At 71.8% G+C, this 16,837-nt stretch carries 16 protein-coding genes; 10 read left to right on the forward strand and 6 right to left on the reverse strand.

Features of this window, described 5'->3' with window-relative positions:
- Nucleotides 1-4: 4 nt before the first annotated feature.
- Nucleotides 5-1,087: a hypothetical protein gene (locus N8I87_RS22105; protein ID WP_263211012.1), complete on the forward strand. Its 1,083-nt coding sequence runs from the start codon at nt 5-7 to the stop codon at nt 1,085-1,087.
- A gap of 33 nt (nt 1,088-1,120) precedes the next feature.
- Here the strand turns inward: N8I87_RS22105 and N8I87_RS22110 are convergent, their stop codons facing one another.
- The gene (locus N8I87_RS22110) at nt 1,121-2,893 is read right to left on the reverse strand and encodes a flavin monoamine oxidase family protein (protein ID WP_263211013.1); all 1,773 of its coding nucleotides are present in this window, start codon (nt 2,891-2,893) and stop codon (nt 1,121-1,123) included.
- A 248-nt stretch (nt 2,894-3,141) separates the two neighbouring features.
- On the opposite strand from N8I87_RS22110, the gene N8I87_RS22115 reads away from it, so the two are divergent.
- The 3 genes from N8I87_RS22115 (at nt 3,142) to N8I87_RS22125 (ending at nt 8,517) form a co-directional block, all read left to right on the forward strand.
- Nucleotides 3,142-3,735 carry a hypothetical protein gene (locus tag N8I87_RS22115; RefSeq protein WP_263211035.1) on the forward strand — a complete coding sequence of 198 codons (594 nt, stop codon included), beginning with the start codon at nt 3,142-3,144 and terminating at the stop codon, nt 3,733-3,735.
- A 105-nt stretch (nt 3,736-3,840) separates the two neighbouring features.
- On the forward strand, nt 3,841-4,734 hold the full coding sequence (locus N8I87_RS22120; RefSeq protein ID WP_263211036.1) for a glycosyltransferase family 2 protein: 894 nt from the start codon (nt 3,841-3,843) through the stop codon (nt 4,732-4,734).
- Between the two features lie 441 nt (nt 4,735-5,175).
- Nucleotides 5,176-8,517, forward strand: coding sequence for an AfsR/SARP family transcriptional regulator (locus N8I87_RS22125; RefSeq protein ID WP_263216589.1), 3,342 nt, complete (start codon nt 5,176-5,178; stop codon nt 8,515-8,517).
- Nucleotides 8,518-8,556: 39 nt separating this feature from the next.
- On the opposite strand, the gene N8I87_RS22130 is transcribed toward N8I87_RS22125, so the two are convergent.
- The 3 genes from N8I87_RS22130 to N8I87_RS22140 form a co-directional block, all read right to left on the reverse strand.
- Complete coding sequence (locus N8I87_RS22130; RefSeq protein WP_263211037.1) at nt 8,557-10,245, reverse strand: bifunctional 3'-5' exonuclease/DNA polymerase; 1,689 nt, start codon at nt 10,243-10,245, stop codon at nt 8,557-8,559.
- Between the two features lie 48 nt (nt 10,246-10,293).
- The gene (locus N8I87_RS22135) at nt 10,294-11,037 is read right to left on the reverse strand and encodes a Clp protease N-terminal domain-containing protein (protein ID WP_263211038.1); all 744 of its coding nucleotides are present in this window, start codon (nt 11,035-11,037) and stop codon (nt 10,294-10,296) included.
- Between the two features lie 75 nt (nt 11,038-11,112).
- Nucleotides 11,113-11,640, reverse strand: a complete 528-nt coding sequence (locus N8I87_RS22140) for an ArsR/SmtB family transcription factor (RefSeq protein WP_263211039.1) — start codon at nt 11,638-11,640, stop codon at nt 11,113-11,115.
- A gap of 57 nt (nt 11,641-11,697) precedes the next feature.
- On the opposite strand from N8I87_RS22140, the gene N8I87_RS22145 reads away from it, so the two are divergent.
- Both N8I87_RS22145 and N8I87_RS22150 read left to right on the forward strand, forming a co-directional pair.
- The gene (locus tag N8I87_RS22145) at nt 11,698-12,648 is read left to right on the forward strand and encodes a S41 family peptidase (RefSeq protein WP_263211040.1); all 951 of its coding nucleotides are present in this window, start codon (nt 11,698-11,700) and stop codon (nt 12,646-12,648) included.
- A gap of 73 nt (nt 12,649-12,721) precedes the next feature.
- Nucleotides 12,722-13,828, forward strand: coding sequence for a DUF2786 domain-containing protein (locus tag N8I87_RS22150; RefSeq protein WP_263211041.1), 1,107 nt, complete (start codon nt 12,722-12,724; stop codon nt 13,826-13,828).
- A 37-nt stretch (nt 13,829-13,865) separates the two neighbouring features.
- Here the strand turns inward: N8I87_RS22150 and N8I87_RS22155 are convergent, their stop codons facing one another.
- Nucleotides 13,866-14,381, reverse strand: a complete 516-nt coding sequence (locus N8I87_RS22155) for a DUF4232 domain-containing protein (protein ID WP_263211042.1) — start codon at nt 14,379-14,381, stop codon at nt 13,866-13,868.
- Between the two features lie 37 nt (nt 14,382-14,418).
- On the reverse strand, nt 14,419-14,871 hold the full coding sequence (locus tag N8I87_RS22160; RefSeq protein WP_263216591.1) for a hypothetical protein: 453 nt from the start codon (nt 14,869-14,871) through the stop codon (nt 14,419-14,421).
- Between the two features lie 228 nt (nt 14,872-15,099).
- Between N8I87_RS22160 and N8I87_RS22165 the strand changes: the two genes are divergently transcribed.
- The 4 genes from N8I87_RS22165 to N8I87_RS22180 all read left to right on the forward strand — a co-directional run bounded on the left by N8I87_RS22165 (nt 15,100) and on the right by N8I87_RS22180 (nt 16,732).
- Nucleotides 15,100-15,471, forward strand: a complete 372-nt coding sequence (locus N8I87_RS22165; protein ID WP_263211043.1) for a VOC family protein — start codon at nt 15,100-15,102, stop codon at nt 15,469-15,471.
- A 36-nt stretch (nt 15,472-15,507) separates the two neighbouring features.
- Complete coding sequence (locus tag N8I87_RS22170) at nt 15,508-15,852, forward strand: ArsR/SmtB family transcription factor (protein WP_263211044.1); 345 nt, start codon at nt 15,508-15,510, stop codon at nt 15,850-15,852.
- Entirely contained in the window at nt 15,849-16,316 is a 468-nt protein-coding gene (locus tag N8I87_RS22175) for an SRPBCC family protein (RefSeq protein WP_263211045.1), read from the forward strand. Before N8I87_RS22170 ends, N8I87_RS22175 begins: the two co-directional genes overlap by 4 nt.
- A gap of 146 nt (nt 16,317-16,462) precedes the next feature.
- On the forward strand, nt 16,463-16,732 hold the full coding sequence (locus N8I87_RS22180; RefSeq protein WP_263211046.1) for a DUF397 domain-containing protein: 270 nt from the start codon (nt 16,463-16,465) through the stop codon (nt 16,730-16,732).
- Nucleotides 16,733-16,837: the final 105 nt, after the last annotated feature.

Consider the following 16,837-nt stretch of genomic DNA (forward strand, 5'->3'; position numbering starts at 1 on the left):
CAGGATGCCCGAAGGTGCGATGGTCGCCGGTGCGGCCCCTGTGATGCGGCGCAAGACGTCGTACGCCGCGCTCGCGGTGTCCACTGCCCTGTTGGCCTCCTGTTCCGGTTCCGACGACGTGGAGTTGGGAACGGACTGGAAGGGATCGCAGACCTATGTGACCGCGATCGTGTCCGGGCACACCGTGGTGGTGGGCATCAATCCCGTGGCCCACCACGCGCAGGCGCTGGCTGTTGTGCCGCAGAAGGACGGCGACGACGACGTGCTGGCTCCTCAGCTCGGGCAGTCGGCCGACGGGACGTGGTGGCTGTCGACGCCCCGGGATGGGGATCGTCCGGACCGGCTCTTCACGCTGAACACCGCCCGGCAGACCCTGGACGAGAAGGACGATACGGAGCGGCTGCGTGAACTCGTGCCGGGCAAGAGCCTGGTCGCGGCCGTTCATGGCTCCCCCGGACACGATCAGGGCGCTGCCACGGCGGACGGCAAGACCACCAGTGTGCTGGTACGCGATGCGAAGACGTGGAAGAAGGTCCGGGACGTGCGGGTTCCGGGTTCGGTCACGCTGGCGGCGTCCGATCCGTCCAGTGACACGGTGTGCCTGGCCACGGGACAGGGATCCGGCATGAAGGTGAGTGTGCTCGACCTCGCCACAGGCAGGACCCGGCAGGCCGGGCAGGCCGGTGGCGTGCAGGTGCAGCAACTGGCATGTCCGGCGGGCACCCCGGTCCTGGCCGGTACCCCCACCCGGAACAACCGGGGAACCACGGTGAAGGTGACCCTGAAGAACGCGGACGGGGCAACGGTGGTGAGCGCGGTCGGCGGAAGGGTCGATGCCGTGCAGGCGTCGAAGAACACCGTCGTGGTCGCGGTGAACATCGGGGAGGACAGCGATCTCATCGAGCTGGACCGCGGAAGCGGGCGTGAACTGCGGCGCGTGACGGTCAAGGGCATGGACAGCTCGTCGCTGCTGCGGCACACGCGGGACGGCTGGGTGATGATCTCGGACGACACCGCGACCGTGGTGGACCTGGACAAGAGGACGTCGCAGACGTTCGACCTGCCCGGGACGCTGACGAGCTTCTGAGCCTGCGCGAAGGGACAGGGGTGACGGCGTGGGTCACGGGCCGAGATACACGCTCGCCGGGAGCCACGCCGGGCGGGGCAGGCCGAAGTGTTCCTCCAGCATCAGCTCGGCCTGGGTGAGTGCGCCGTAGACCCACCCCTGCCCGGTCGACCAGGCATCGCCGCAGACGTAGAGGTTGGCGTCGCGGAGCGGGCGGCGCATGCGTGGCATGACCTCCCAACTCCGCTCCCCCACCCGCCAGAAGTGGTAGGCGGCTCCGTACGGGTCCTGCACCCAGTTCTGGAAGTAGGCGGCCGTCGGTTCGGGGATACGGGCGTCGGGGCCGTGCAGTTCGCGTAGCTGGCGCTGTGCCTCGTCGACCAGCGGTCCCGATGCCGTCGCGTCCATCGGCCGGGGCGGCCGGGTCACCGCCACCGGGGCGAGACGGTTCGGCCGGGTCAGCAACTCGTTCCAGAACTCTACGTCGTCGAGGTCGTTGTACGAGGCCAGCAGCAGGGAGTTGCGGTTGTCGGGGTCGGCCCCGGGCTGCTTGCCCTCCACGCCCCAGTAGTAGGTCTGGCGCAGCGGCAGGTCGGTCACCGAGCGGCCGGCCCGCAGGCCGAGATCCTCCCACCACGGGCGGTCGTAGCCGAGGAAGAGCTTGGCGGCGGGCCGCGGGACGATCGAGCCGAGGTCGGACAGGAACCGGTCGCCGGTGAAGAGGAAGGTGTCCGGGTCCAGCAGCTCGATCGAGCGCTGCGGCATCGCCAGAACGACGTGCCGTGCCCGGACCGTGAGCGGCCGTCCCTCGGGCCAGACGGCCAGGGCGAGGGCCAGTACGTCCTCGCCGTGAACGCTCTCCCGGTCGATCCGGCGGACCTGGTGGTGGAGGTGGAGGCTCCCGCCCTCCGCCTCGAACCGCCGGACGAGTTCCTCGGGCATCGTCTGATAGCCGTTGACCATGAGCCGGTAGTGCGGCGGCGGGGAGCCGACGAAGTCGGCCACCGACGCCTCCATGGCCTCGATGCTGTTGACGTTGTCGACCACCGAGCCGTAGCCGAAGCCGTCGTGGAGGAAGTTCCACCCCTCCTGCCCGACCGCGTCGAGCAGCAGGTTCCAGAACCCGATGTCGTAGAGGAGCCGGCCGTCGGCCGACGCCGTCGATTTGATCTTGTCCCATGCCTGGTGGTCCATGGTGGCGGCACCGGGGACGAAGCGTTCGATGACCGACACGAGAGCGTCGTCCGGTGACTTGCCCCGGATCGTGGCCGGCAGGTCATAGGGCACGACCGTGGGGTCGTTCCACTGGGCCTGGGTGAAGCGGTGCCCGCGTAGGTAGACGAGGTTCTGCGGCTCGTCGACCGGGAAGCGGGCCGTCGGCAGCCCGAGATGGTCCACGAGTTGGGCCACGACCGGCTGGTCGCTCAGGTAGCGCATCCCGCCCAGCTCGGCGTGCAGGTGGGGCATACCGGGCGGCGTCACCGAGAAGAGGCGGCCGCCGACGCGCTCGCTGCCCTCGAACAGACCCACCGACAGAGGACCACCGCGTCGCCGCCGAAGCTCCTTCAGCGCACGGCTGCGGTCGGCCTCCGGGCCGAGCAGCCGCCAGGCGGTGTACGCCCCGGACACCCCGGCACCGATGACCGCGACGTCGAGCACGTCGTGCCGGTCCGGCCCCGCAGCGGCCTGCTCCCAGGCGGCCTGCCCCGGCCTCGTGCGGACGCGTGGACGTGCCTGGGCCGATGCCCCCAGCGCTCCGTCGGCGAGGGTGGCGGCGCCGAGCGCCGCGGTCCCCTTGAGCAGGTCGCGCCGCGTTGGTTTGCCCATCTCCGGCATCCTCCAGCCTGGATGTCCTCGGTGTGGATCACCTGTTATGGCCGCCAGACTGTACCAATTCGGGCATTCCGTCAGCCGTTGATGGGTGGGGGCGGCGAGTCTCACGTGGCGTACGAGCGCATCACACATGGCGTACGAGCGGATCGAAGGGATCCGGCGCCCGCACTCGGCATGGTGCCGGGCCCATGGCGCGAACCGCGTGAACACTGGTGGCCTCGGAACCAGGCGGGAGAGAGCGCATGCACAACCTCAGCCCTCGAAGAGCCGGGGAAACCACCTCTGTCGGGGCAGGCGGCCATCGAGAGCCCGTTCAGCCGGGAGTCGTCGGCATCGCTCTCGCCGCCGTGCTCACCTTCGCCCTCGCGCAGGGGTCCTGGCAGTGGTTCGCCACCTACATCGGTGTGACGCTTCTCGTGGTGGTCCTCGCCTCCTACCGACCGCCGACGCCCACGCCGGGCCTCCGCTTTTCGTATGTGCAGGACCTGACGGCGTATTCGCTGGTGGTGGGCCTGTGTGTCGCGGTCGCGCTGGCTCCGATGATGCAGCGCTGGGCGTGGCTCTTTCCGATGCCGGGGACCCGCAGCCAGTGCGATCAGCTGGGCATCTTCGAAAGCCTCCGCACGGAGGCCTCGTTGCCGAACCTCGTCGGCCCAGACCGTACCGCCATGGCCTATGCGCAGGTGGTCCACCGGCATGACGCCATTGCCGACTGCCTGGCTTCCACGACCACCCTGTGGCTGCCGGTCTACGGAGCCGGGGCGGCCCTGCTGGTGGGTCTGGGTGCGTGGGCCTTCGGCCGTAAGGAAAACCGCCGTAAAAAGGGCGCAAACTAAACCGGCCCCAGGACAACTACCGCCCTTGAGGCAACATCTTGGTGAACGGCGAGCGTCACGCGGTCAGGACGCGGACGCCGCCCAGGGCCGGATGGGGTGAGAGACATGGTGGAGCCGAGGATCGCCGTCGCCGTGGTGACCATGGGGAACCGGCCCGCCGAAGTCGATGCCCTGCTGGAGTCCGTGGCCAAGCAGGACGTGCCCCCGGCCCGGATCGTGATCGTCGGCAACGGGTGCCGGCTGCCCGAGTTCGCCCGGCGGCTGTCGCTTCCCGGCGAGGTCACCACCATCGACGTGGACGAGAACCTCGGCTGCCCCGGCGGGCGCAATGTCGCCCTGGCCCGGCTCCGGGAGTACGGCGACGTCGATGCCGTCGTCGAGCTGGACGACGACGGTCTGCTGGTCGACGTCGATGTGCTGCGCCGCGTACGGGATCTGTACGCCGCCGATCCGCGCCTGGGCATCGTCGGCTTCCGTATCGCCGACGAGCACGGGGAGACCCAGCAGCGGCACGTGCCCCGGGTCGGCAACTCCGATCCCATGCGGGGCGGTTATGTCACCGGCTTCCTTGGTGGCGGACACGCCCTGCGCATGGCGATGCTGGCACAGACCGGGGACTGGCCCGCCGAGTTCTTCTTCGCCCATGAGGAGACGGACCTGGCCTGGCGGGCCGCCGACGCCGGATGGAAGATCCTCTACGCGCCCGAACTGCTCCTCCAGCACCCGAAGACCTCGCCCGCCCGGCACGCCATCTACTACCGGGTGACCGCCCGCAACCGCGTCTGGCTGGTCCGGCGCCGGCTGCCTCTGCCGCTGATCCCGGTCCATCTCGGGGTCTGGGCGCTCCTCACGCTTCTGCGCACCCGCTCGGCGGGTGGGCTGCGGGCCTGGTTCGGCGGGTTCGTCGAAGGGCTGCGGGAACCGGCCGGTGAGCGGCGGCCCATGCGCTGGCGGACGGTGTGGCGGCTGACCCGGCTGGGGCGCCCGCCCGTTGTCTGACGCCTTGTCCGACGTCGGGAACGCCCGCCCGTCGCCGGGAAGAAGAGAAGAGTAAGTGGGGACGAGGGCCCCGGTCGTTCACCTCCGCCGACCGGGGCCCTCTTGTGTCCCCGGATCCGGCCTGCGGCGACACTCCCCCGAGTTGCGCGTCGCACGCGCGCGCCGGTGGGCCAGATCCGATGCAGTGATCAGATCAGGGCGCACCAACGGATCGCTAACATATGGCCAACGGTTCTCCCGCAGGTCGCGAGGCAGTTGGCGAGAAGTCGACGCAGAGCGACGGGAGTATGCCGGAACCGTAGCGGATTCCGGCCCGGACCAACAGGGAGAGGATGGCGGGAAACCGCCTCGGACGGGGCGGGAATCCGCCATGGACGGCGGGCATGCCCGCCGTGGAGCACGGTCGGACGGGACCGGGCGGGAAGGCAATGGGACGGCGTGATGCGGCGGTGCGGGCTGCGGTTCGGGCTGCTGGGACCACCCGTTCTGTATGACCGAGCGCTGTACGGGATTTCGTACAGCGATGGGTACGGCGTCGACGGCCCCGGCCATGGCCGTGTCGACGGTGCCGAGAACGACCGGGTCGTGTACGACACCGCCCTCACCCACGACACCGGCGACCGCAGCGGCTCCGGGTCCGAGGTCCGGGCGATCGGCAGTCCCAAGGTGCGCGCCCTGCTCGCCGCGTTGCTGCTGGAGGCCGGCCGTGTCGTCTCGGTCGAGTCGCTCAAGGACGCGCTGTGGGGCGGTGCGCCCCCGGCGTCGGCGCGGGCCTCGCTGCACAACCACGTCACCCGGCTGCGCCGGCTCCTCGACGAACCCGAGCGGCTGCGGGCCGTGGCGCCGGGCTATCTGCTGCGGGTCGACGAGGGCGAGCTGGACGTCCATATCTTCGACGCGCGGGTGGCCGAGGCACGGACCGCGCACGCCCGCCGGGACTGGGCAGGGGTGCTGCGGGCCTGCGCGGCGGCGCTGGCGCTGTGGCGCGGCACGCCGCTGAGCGGGGTCTCGGCCGACCTCGGCGGATACGCCTTCGTGCAGCGTCTGGAGGAGGCGCGGCTGCTCCTGATCGAGTGGCGGTACGACGCCGAGCTCGCCGTCGGCGGTACGCGACTGCCTGGCCTGGTACCGGAGTTGGCGGCCCTGGTCGCCGAGCATCCGCTGCGCGAGGCGCACCACCGCCAGCTGATGCTCGCCCTGCACCGCACCGGCCGCCAGGCCGAGGCCCTCGCGGTCCACCGCGACCTGCGCACCCGTTTGGTCGAGGAACTCGGCATCGAGCCCGGCCCGGCGATCCGCGCCGCTCATGTCGAGGTGCTCCGGGGGGTCTTGGCGCCGGTCGACGGGGGAGCGGGCAGCGCGGAGCCGTCGTACGACGGCCGTCCGGGAGTCGTGGCCGTCGAGGCCCGCGCCGCCCAGGTGTCGCCCGCGCCTGAGGAGGCCCCGCGGAGACAGCCGTCCGGATCCGACGGCGAGATCCGGACCGGTGATGGCGACGAGATCCAAGCCGGTGGTGACGTCGAGATCCAGACCGGGGGCGACGGTGAGAGCCGGACCGGTGACGAGGGTGGGGGTCCGGACCCGGCGGGAGGCCGGATGTCCGGCGACAGACAGCCCGCGCCCGCCCAACTGCCTCCGTCACCCGCACACTTCACCGGCCGCACCCCTGAACTGCGCGATCTGCGCGGCATGCTCGTCGACCCGGACACCCCTGCCGTCGCCGTCATCACCGGCATGGCCGGCGTGGGCAAGAGCGCCCTGGCACTGCACGCGGCGCATCGGCTGAGGGGACGTTTTCCTGATGGCCAGCTGTACGTCAACCTGCACGGCGCGACCCCCGGAGTGCCCCCGCTCGCCCCCGCCCAGGCACTCGCCGCACTGCTCCGCGACCTCGGTGCGGAGTCCCGTAGCATCCCCGAACACCCGGACGCGGCCGCCGCGTTGCTCCGCTCCATCCTCGCGCCGACCCGCACCCTGATGGTCCTGGACGACGCCGCGAACGCCGCCCAGGTACGCCCCCTGCTTCCGGCGGGCCCCGGTTGCGCCGTGATCGTCACCAGCCGCTCGCCGCTGACCGCCCTCGACGGCGCCCGCCGCTTTCCGCTCGGGCCGCTGACGGGCGAGGACAGCGCCGCGCTGCTGCGCGCGGTGAGCGGCCGCGACGGGCTCCATGCCGGGCACCCGCTCGTCGGCCTCACCGGGCGTCTGCCGCTGGCCCTGCGGGTGGTCGCTGCCCGGCTCGCCGCCCGCAGCGCGCTCACCCCGGACGTCCTGGCCGTTCAACTGGCTGCCACCGAGGGTCGATTGCACCACCTCGAGTACGACGATCTGAGCGTCCGCCGCTCCCTGGCCGTCGCCCACGACGCGCTCGCCGCCGCCGAGCGCGAGGCCGACCGGGACGCGGCCCTCGCCCTGCGCCGCATCGGCGCGCTCGACCTCCCGGCGTACGGCGCACCCCTGCTCGCCCGTCTCACCGGCACCGACGAGCGCCGGGCCGAGGCCGCTCTGGACCGCCTGCTCGACGTGGCCCTGTTGGAGGAGACGGCGTACGGCCGCTACGCACCGCACGACCTGGTCCGCGACTTCGCCCGCGAACTGGCGGGGGCCGACGCCGCCACCGGTGACGGCTCCGACGCCGCTGTCACGGCCCTGCGCTGGTACGCCGCCGTCGCCGAGCGCGCCCTGACCGCCATCGTCGAACCCGGCCTCGACCAGGACGACCGCCGCCGCCCGACCGCCGCGCAGCCACCCGGACACGCGGCGGACGTGGCGGCCGTACCGCCCTTCGACTCCGCCGAACAGGCCTTCGCCTGGGGCGATGTGGAGCTGGAGAACATCGTCGCGCTGGTCGAGCGGCACGCGGACGCGTCCTTGAGCACATCGCCCGACGACCGCACGGCCGCCCATCTGTCCACCCTCATCCGCCTCGTCTTCCCGTACGTCCAGCGCCGTGGCCGTGTCGCCGAGATGGAGGTGCTCGGCCGGGCCGCCCTCACCACGGCCCGAAGGCTCGGGGACGAGGCCGCCGAGGCGTATGCGCTGGGCGATCTCGCGGGGCTGCACTTCCTGACCGGCCGGCAGAACGACGCCCTCCGCCTCAACGACCAGGCCCTGGCGATCTGGCGGCACCTCGGTACGAGGTCCTGGATCCGCCGCTGCCTCAACAACCGGGGGCTGCTGCTGGAGGGACTGGGACGGTATGCCGAGTCCGAGGACGCGCTGCGGCAGAGCCTGGAGTACTCACGGCGGCTCAAGGACCCCTACGGCGAGGCCGTCACCCTCAGCCATCTGGGCAACCTCTACGAGCACACCGACCCCCGGGCCGCCATCGAGCAGCACCGGCGCTCGCTGGCGATCGGGGACGCGATCGGCGCCGTCATCGTGCAGCACTCGGCGCACTGCAACATGGGCTACGCCCATCTCACCCTCGGCGAACCGGACGCGGCCGCCGTGCACTTCGAGGAGAGCCTGCGCATTCTCGGCGGCCACGGCGACTGGCACGGCGAGTCCCAGACCCGGCTCGGCCTGGTCCGCGCATTGCGGCGGCTGGGCCAGGCCGAACGCGCCTGGCACGAGTGCGCGGAACTGCTGCGCCGGGCGGACGACCGCGCCGACCGCTATATGGGCGGTCTCGCCCGCCACCAGTACGGGCTCCTGCTGCGCGGCCGGGGGCGCGTCGAGGAGGCGAACGACGAGTGGCGTGCCGCGCTTGCCGCACTGGACGGGACGGACGCGAAGCCGGTCGTGGCGGAACTGCGGGAGCTGCTCGGCGGAACCTGCTGACCGCCGGTCATCCTCCCGGCCCTCCCGTCGGCCGCGGATTCACTTGGCGTCCGCATAGCACTCCACCACCGCCGTGGTGAACGGGAAGCGCACCGGTGTCTCCCCGAAGGTCAGGCGGCCCGCCAGGTCGGCCGCCTCGCGGATCGCCGCCGCCACCGTGTCCGTCTCGTCCTTCGGGCAGTGCACGATGACCTCGTCGTGCTGGAAGAAGACCAGCTCGGCCGCCAGACCGGCGCAGGTCCGGCGCAGCGCGGCGAGCAGCAGCAGGGCCCAGTCGGCGGCGCTGCCCTGGACGACGAAGTTGCGGGCGAAGCGGCCGCGGGCGCGGGCGTCGGTGGAGGCATGGCCGGGCACCCACTGCTGCCCGTCGGGCTCGGCCTCCCCGGCGGGGATGCCCGCCTCTTCCGCCGCCGCGTCCGCGTCCGCCCCCGCCGCGGGCGGGCAGGTCCGGCCCAGCCAGGTGCGCACGAGCCGCCCCTCCTCGCCGGCCCGCGCCGCCTCGTCGACGTAGGCCACCGCCTTGGGGAAGCGGCGTCTGAGCGCGGCGAGGTTCTTCAGGCCGTCGCCGGAGGTCTGGCCGTAGACCGCGCCGAGCACGGCGAGCTTGGCCTGGGCGCGGTCGCCGGAGAAGGCCCGGTCGGAGACGGACTGGTACAGGTCTGTCTCCCGCCCCGCCACCTCCATCAGACCGGGGTCGCGGGAGATCGCCGCCAGCACGCGCGGCTCCATCTGGTCGGCGTCCGCCACGACCAGCCGCCAGCCCGGGTCGGCGACCACCGCCCGCCGGATCACCTTGGGGATCTGCAGCGCGCCCCCGCCGTTGGTCACCCAGCGCCCGGTGACCGTCCCGCCCGCGAGGAACTCCGGCCGGAACCGCCCGTCCCGCACCCAGTCCTGCAGCCACGACCAGCCGTGGGCCACCCAGATCCGGTACAGCTTCTTGTACTCCAGCAGCGGCTTCACTGCCGGGTGGTCGATGGACTCGATCTCCCAGCGGCGGGTGGACTTCACCTTGATCCCGGCCCGCGCGAAGGCCTTGATCACATCGGCGGGCAGATCGGGCCGCACCCGGCGGCCGAACGCGGCCGACACCTCCTCCGCGAGCTCGGCCAGCCGGCGGGGCTCACCGCCGCCCGCGTACCGCTCGCCGAGCAGTTCGCGCAGCAGTTCGCGGTGGACGTCCGCGCTCCAGGGCAGGCCCGCGCGGTTCATCTCGGCGGCCACCAGCATGCCCGCCGACTCGGCGGCCGTCAGCAGCCGCATCCGGTCGGGGTGCTCGGCCCGGTCGTGCCGCCGCTGCTGGTCGGCGTAGACCGTGAGGAGGCCGTCGAGCGGGAGGCGGGCACCCTGCGGCTCGAACAGCGGGGACTGCGCGCCCGGTTCGGCGGCGCGCAGTGGTGGATCGGGCGGTACGGGGCCGCCGCGCAGCCGGGCCAGGGCGGCGGCGGCCGAGCGTGGCTCGCCGGACCGCCCCTCGTGGCCCAGCAGGAGTGTCTCGGCGTCCTCGATGTCGTAGCACCGCTCCACTCGCACCCCCGTGGCGAGCAGACGCGGGTAGACCTCGGGGGTCGACCGCCACACCCAGCGCGTCACCTCCGGTCGGCCCCGCACCGCCTCGGCGAGATCGTCCTCCCGCCGCACCGGACCGACGGGCAGCCCGTCCGGACCGAGGGGGGCGAGCTCCACGCCACCGTCCTCGGCCGGAGCGAGTGCCCAGCGGTCGGTCATGGTCGCGAGTGTGGCAGGCGGCACTGACAATCGTCGTGACCTGCGGTTTCAGTCTTCCGACTGGTCCGCCTTCCGCGTCTGCACCAGCTGCGAGAGCACCTTGGCGACGTACCGCTCGGTCTTCTGCTTGCTGACGCCGAGGCCGCTGAGGACGCCTTCGCCGTTCTCGTACTCCAGCAGCGCCAGCAGGAGGTGCTCGGTGCCGATGTAGTTGTGGCCGAGGCGCAGCGCTTCGCGGAAGGTGAGCTCCAGCGGCTTCTTGGCCGCGGCGCTGTAGGGGACCAGCTCGGGCACCTCCTCGGCCGCCGGCGGCAGCGCGGCGGACGCCGCCTCGCGGATCGCGTCGAGGGAGACGCCCTGCTCGGTGAGCGCGTGGCCGGCCAGACCCTCGGGCTCGGCGAGCAGGCCGAGGACGAGGTGCTCGGGCAGGACCTCGGCGTTCCGCGCGGCCTTGGCCTCGTTGTGGGCGGCCATGACCACGTTCTGCGCGCGCGGGGTGTAGCGGCTGAAGCCCTGGCTCGGGTCGAGGCCGGCCGACTCCTTCGGCACGAAGCGCTTCTGCGCCGCCTGCCGGGTGACGCCCATGCTCTTGCCGATGTCCGTCCAGGACGCGCCCGAACGTCGCGCCTGGTCGACGAAGTGCCCGATCAGGTGGTCGGCCACGTCGCCCAGGTGGTCGGCGGCGATGACCGCGTCCTGGAGCTGGTCGAGCGGTTCGGTGTGGACCTTCTTGATGGCCTCGATGAGGTCGTCGAGCCGTACGGATGCCGTTCCGGGAGAGTTCGTCGTCATGTGTCAACCATAGGTTGACACCCCAGGACCGTCAACCCGAAGTTGACACTGGGGTGGCACGGAGAACTCCCCGCACTACGGCGACTTCGTGTGCTCGTACATCACCACCAGCACGGAATGCACCGCCTCTTCGCCCCCGTCCTCCTCGGCTGTGTCGACCAGTTCGGCCAACGTGTCCCGCAACTGCTCCGCCCGCTCGGGGGTGAGGTGCAGATGACGGAGCGAGAGCAGTGGGTCCCCCGGGGCGCGGTCCAGTTCCTGGGCGACCGCGCCGAGCAGCGCCGCCGTCCCCGCCGCCTGCGGCTCGGCGACCCGCAGACGCCGGCCGACCCGCAGGTAGTAGTGCTCGGTCCCGCCCCGCACCCGCCGCGTCTCCACGATCCGTACGAGCCCCGCCTCGCGCAGCACCTTGAGGTGGTGCCCGACGCTGCCCTTGGCCACCCCCAGCCGCACCGCCAACTGGCTGATCGTGGCGGACCGGTGGGTCAGCGCGAAGAGCAGCCGCTGTCGCAGAGGGTGGGCGAGTGCGGCGAACTGGTCGGGTTCGGAGATCTCCAGTACGTCCTCGATACCGGCGCCGTTCTCCGGCTCATGCTCGGTCATACGTCAAGCGTCTAATTCTCTTGACGCTTTTGCAAGCCCGGTGCTGTACTCGCGGCCATGACCACCCTGACGCCCCGTACACCCGGCACACCTGACACCACGATCCCCGCTTCCGGCCCCGCCCCCGTGGCCGATGTCGCCGCCGTCGTAGAGGAGACCGCCCGGCTCGTCACCGAGCACTACGTCTTCCCGGAGGTCGCCGACCGGCTGGCCGCGCTGCTGCGTCGCAGGCTGGGGGAGGGGGCGTACGACGTCGACCGTGCCGAGGAACTCGGCGCCCGGGTCACCGCGGACCTCCAGTCCGACAACGGCGATCTGCATCTACGCCTCAAGTACCACCCCGAGCGGGTCCCGCAGGGCCAGGGTGAGGCCGCGCTGGCCGCGATGCGCCGCCAGTTCGACACCTCGCTGGGCGGTGTCCCGCACGTGGAACTGCTGACCGGCGGGGCGGCACTCGTCGAACTGGCCCCCGCGCTCTTCCCGCTAGCCTGGTCCGCCGAGCCGCTGTCGGCCGCGCTCACCCTGGTCGCGCGCGCGGACGCGCTGATCCTGGACCTCAGGGGGAACGGCGGCGGCGACCCGGAGACGGTGGCCTTCGTCTGCAGCTACCTGCTCGACGAGCGCACGCACCTGAACACCCAGTACGCGCGCGTGGGGGAGCGCTACGACCAGTCCTGGAGCCTGCCGTACGTCCCGGGCGCCCGGTTCGGCGGGACCAAGCCGGTATATGTGCTCACCAGCGGTCACACCTTCTCCGGCGCCGAGGAACTGGCCTACAACCTGCAGCAGTTGGGCCGTGCGGTGATCGTGGGGGAGGTCACCAGGGGCGGGGCGCATCCGCGCGAGGGCTGGACGGTCCACCCGCACCTGGAGGCCACCGTCCCGGTCGGCCGGTCGATCAACCCGGTGTCCGGCACCAACTGGGAGGGTACGGGTGTCCGCCCGGACATCCCGTGCGCGGCCGCGGACGCCCTCGACCGGGCCTTGCGGGACCCGGCGCGCTCCTGACAGGAGCCAGGCATTGTCCACAGGCTGTGGATGACCGGCGTCCGCTGTCGGTGGCGCATGACACGATCGACGGGTGAGCAGCAGTACGACCAGCACCGTCGAGCGGGCCTTCCGGGCCGCCCTCTACGACGACAACGACTCCGGCCTCGACACCGGTGCGTCCCTTCTCGCGGCCGACCCCGCCGCGGACGACGAACTCGCGCGGCGAGGAGAGGAGTTCGTGGCGACCGCGTGGCGGCGCGGCTGGCAGCCCGCCGACGTCGTACGGCTCGTACGGCGTGAGCTGGACGACGAGCACGTGCGCCTGGCGGCGGCGCTGATCAGAGCGCAGATGCCGCACGACCGGCCGCGCGGCCCCCGCTGGACCGCCCAGCTCGACGCCCTGCCGGACGCCCCTGCCCGCGGGGCCGACCGCTTCTCGTACGCGACCACCGTGCTGGAGCTGTACCGCCTGCTGCTGCGCCTGCCCACCCTGGAGCCGTTGGAGGAGCCGCGCCGTGGGCACCGGCCGGCCTCCCGCATGCTCACCCGCATCCGTGCGCTGCTCGCCAAGGCCGAGGCGACCGGATTCCCGGAGGAGGCCGAGGCGCTGAGCGCCAAGGCGCAGGAGCTGATGGCACGGCACAGCATCGACGAGGCGCTGCTGGCGGCGGACGCTCCCGCGAAGGACGCGCCCGGCGCCTGCCGGATCGGTGTCGAGCCGCCGTACGAGCAGGCCAAGGCGGTGCTGCTGCACGCCGTCGCCGACGCCAACCACTGCCGTGCCGTGTGGAACGAGCCCCTCGGCTTCTCCACGGTCGTCGGCTTCGAACCCGACCTGGAGGCGGTCGAACTCCTCTACACCTCGCTCCTCGTGCAGGCCACGCACGCGATGACGAAGGCGGAGGCGGCCCAGAGAGCGGGCGGGCGCAAGCGGACCAAGACCTTCAGACAGTCCTTCCTCGCGGCCTACGCCCATCGAGTCGGGGACCGCCTCGCGGCCGCCGCCGACACCCAGGTCACCCAGGACCTGCTTCCGGTCCTGGCCACCCGGGAGATGGCCGTCACCGACCGTACGGAGCGCATGTTCCCGCGGACCACCACCACCCGGCTGCGCGGGGTGAGCGACGAGGCCGGCTGGACGGAAGGGGCGCAGGCGGCGGACCGGGCCCAGGTCAGGGCCCGTCCGCGGCTGGACTGACCCTGGTCCGTCCGCCGCTGGGCCGGACTTCGGTGTTTCAGTCGCCGGCCTGCTGGAAGGCGCTCACCGAGGCGTTCGGGGTGCCCGCGCCGCCCTTCCCGGCGACGGGGCCGTACGACCAGGGGAAGCTCATGGCGGTGCCGGAGCCGGGCAGGGTGATCTTCACGCTCCTGGCCTCCAGGCTCGTCGCGTCACCCGCCTTGCCGCGCACATAGCTGATCGTGAAGGAGGCGAAGTCGCCCTTGGCGAGCTTCAGCTTCTGCGCCTTCGCACCCTGGAGCGCGGGGACCTTGGCCGAGGTGCCGCCCGCTTTCAGCTCCACGCCGGCGAAGCCGTCCAGGGTGCACGGGGCGCTCTGGTTGGTGATGCTGACCGGCACCTCGCCCGTGTCACCCGCCGCCGGGGCCACGCTCGCCGTGCCGATCTGCACCGAGACCTTGCCGATCTCGCAGGCCGAGCCGCTCTTGCCCTTGCCGCCGCTTGTGCCGTCGTCGCAGGCGGTCAGGAGGAGGGCGGCGGCGAGGGCGGTGACGGTGAGCGGAATGGCGCGCATGAGGGGGTCCCTGTCGAGGTCGTGACGGTGCCGTCGGTCAAGAGCCGAGGTTGCCGGTCGGCAGCCCGGACGGCAGCTTTCCGCCCTCGGCCTTCGTGTAGGTCTCCTTGCCGACCTTGCCCGACCAGGTCACCTGCATGGAGGCCTTCGACACCGAGTCCACCATCCCGGTGCCGCGGTCCTTGCTGCCGTCGGTGCAGGTCAGGTGGATCATCTGCATGCCCGCCTCCTCGCCCGCGGTGCCCGTGCACACGGTCCCGCCGGTCGCGAAGAGCCCGGCCTGCTTGCCGGTGACGACCAGGGCCACGGCCTTGCCGTCGGTCGTCGCGAGCCAGCTGCCCTGCAGCTTGCCGGACGAGGAGGCCTTGCCGCCGGCGCTGTCGCCGGCGCCCGCTGTGGACGTCGGGGCCGCGGTCGCGCTCGGGGTGGGGGAGGAGTCGTCGGAGCCACCGCCGCCGCTGCACGCGGTCAGTGCGAGCGCGCCCGCCATGCCGGCGGCCGTGGCCGCGATCCGCACCCTCGTAGTCGCCGAAGTCACTGGAAGCTCCCAAGCTGTAGCCGGTCGGCCGCCCGGTTGGCCGGAACGACCGCAGCAAGCTACCAGTACTTGCCAAGGGGACTTGTGGGCGCCGGGTGGGTATTCGCTGAGCACCTCCCGGATAGGTAGGAGATTCCCTACGCTTGACTCGTAGGGAATCTCCTACCTATCGTCCTCCCCGTGAACATCACTCACGCCTCCTTCGTCACCCTTCCCGTCACCGATCAGGACCGTGCCCTGCGCTTCTACCGGGACGTCCTCGGGTTTGAGGTCACCGCCGACTCGGACATGCCGCAGGGCCGGTGGCTCCAGGTCGCCCCGCGCGGGGCGCAGACCGTGTTCACGCTCTCGGGGCCGGGGATGGGGGATTTCGAGCCCGGTTCCAGCCGGGGGATCATGTTGGTGACGACCGACGTGGACGCCGACTGCGCCCGGCTCGCCGAGGCGGGCATCGACGCGCAGGGGCCGGACGCGTTCCCCTGGGGCCGTATGGCCTCCTTCCGGGACCCGGACGGCAACGGTCTGATGCTGCTCACGGAGGCTCAGCGCTAGGGCCTGCCGGTGCTCGGCGCCAGGAAGGGGCGGGGTATGACGACGACGGGGGCCGTCGAGGATCGGATCTTCGCGGCGTTGGCCAACGCCACCCGCCGCGAGGTGCTGCGCCTGCTGCGCGAGCGGGGGCCCCAGCCCGTCCAGGCCCTGGCCGACCACTTCGACATGCGCCGCCCCAGCCTCTCGGAACACCTCAAGGTGCTCCGGGAGGCCGGCCTCGTCTCCGAGCAGCGCTCCGGCCGGCAGCGCATCTACCGCCTGGAGGCGGCCCCGCTCGCCGACCTGCAGGACTGGCTCCACCCGTACGAGCGGTTCTGGCGCGGGCAACTGACGGGGCTCGGCGAACTGCTCGACCGTATGCCCGACGATGACCGCTCATGACCGACACCCCGCCCGCGGACGACCTCACCACGATCCGCGTCGACCAGTACCTCCCGCACCCGCCGGCAAAGGTCTGGCGCGCCCTCACCGAGCCGGAACTGCTCGTTCAGTGGCAGATGCCCGGGTCGGAGAATTTCCGTCTCGAGGTCGGGCACCGATACCGGCTCACCTCGGTCCCACGTCCCAACACCCGCTTCTCCGGCGTCGTCGACGTGCAGGTTCTCGCCTACGACAGGGAGCGGATGCTGTCCGTCCGGTGGGCCGATGCCGATCCGGCCAATCCCGCGGACTGGACCATCACATGGACGCTGGAACACGAAGGGCGCGGTACGCGTCTCTTCCTAGTACATGAGGGATTCGATCCGGACGACCCGGCACAGACGATGGCGCGGAAGATCATGGACGGGGGCTGGCGTTCGCATGTCCTGCGGGCGCTGGGGCAGACGCTGGAGCAGTTTCGGTAAAGCGGACGTCAAAGCTGTAACCGTAGGACCACCCCCCGTGCACGTGCATCCGCCCATGCACCTGCACGTGAAGGGGGTTATGATCCGGGTCAGTTGACTACAGCATCCATGGCCACATCAGCCAGTGCACCACCGGGGAGCGACCTGTGGACCGCGACGTTGACAGCGTGTGCAAGGGGTACGACGTGTACAACGGCATGGCTGCCGCGCAGCTGGACGGAGTGGCCTGGCAGAAGAGCAGGCACAGCAACTCGCAGGGCTCCTGCGTGGAGTTCGCCCGCCTGCCGGGCGGAGACGTGGCCGTGCGCAACTCGCGCTTTCCGGACGGCCCCGCCCTTGTCTACACGCGCGCGGAGATCGAGGCGATGCTCCTCGGTGTCAAGGACGGCGAGTTCGACCATCTGATAGCGAACTGACAGCGAGCCGACACCGGCCGTTCATTCCAGGGATATGTCGGGGCAATCTCCGCATCACGCCCAGGAACGCGCGTAGAAGTGCGACGTCAGGTGACGCCGCGCTTC

Origin of the sequence: Streptomyces sp. HUAS 15-9 (assembly GCF_025642155.1) — a bacterium.
Classification (GTDB): Bacteria; Actinomycetota; Actinomycetes; order Streptomycetales; family Streptomycetaceae; genus Streptomyces.

Coding starts and splice junctions, on each gene's coding strand:
- N8I87_RS22105 (WP_263211012.1), top strand. CDS start 5: ATGCCCGAAGGTGCGATGGTCGCCGGTGCGGCCCCTGTGATGCGGCGC.
- N8I87_RS22110 (WP_263211013.1), bottom strand. CDS start 2,893: ATGGGCAAACCAACGCGGCGCGACCTGCTCAAGGGGACCGCGGCGCTC.
- N8I87_RS22115 (WP_263211035.1), top strand. CDS start 3,142: ATGCACAACCTCAGCCCTCGAAGAGCCGGGGAAACCACCTCTGTCGGG.
- N8I87_RS22120 (WP_263211036.1), top strand. CDS start 3,841: ATGGTGGAGCCGAGGATCGCCGTCGCCGTGGTGACCATGGGGAACCGG.
- N8I87_RS22125 (WP_263216589.1), top strand. CDS start 5,176: ATGCGGCGGTGCGGGCTGCGGTTCGGGCTGCTGGGACCACCCGTTCTG.
- N8I87_RS22130 (WP_263211037.1), bottom strand. CDS start 10,245: ATGACCGACCGCTGGGCACTCGCTCCGGCCGAGGACGGTGGCGTGGAG.
- N8I87_RS22135 (WP_263211038.1), bottom strand. CDS start 11,037: ATGACGACGAACTCTCCCGGAACGGCATCCGTACGGCTCGACGACCTC.
- N8I87_RS22140 (WP_263211039.1), bottom strand. CDS start 11,640: ATGACCGAGCATGAGCCGGAGAACGGCGCCGGTATCGAGGACGTACTG.
- N8I87_RS22145 (WP_263211040.1), top strand. CDS start 11,698: ATGACCACCCTGACGCCCCGTACACCCGGCACACCTGACACCACGATC.
- N8I87_RS22155 (WP_263211042.1), bottom strand. CDS start 14,381: ATGCGCGCCATTCCGCTCACCGTCACCGCCCTCGCCGCCGCCCTCCTC.
- N8I87_RS22160 (WP_263216591.1), bottom strand. CDS start 14,871: ATGGCGGGCGCGCTCGCACTGACCGCGTGCAGCGGCGGCGGTGGCTCC.
- N8I87_RS22170 (WP_263211044.1), top strand. CDS start 15,508: ATGACGACGACGGGGGCCGTCGAGGATCGGATCTTCGCGGCGTTGGCC.
- N8I87_RS22175 (WP_263211045.1), top strand. CDS start 15,849: ATGACCGACACCCCGCCCGCGGACGACCTCACCACGATCCGCGTCGAC.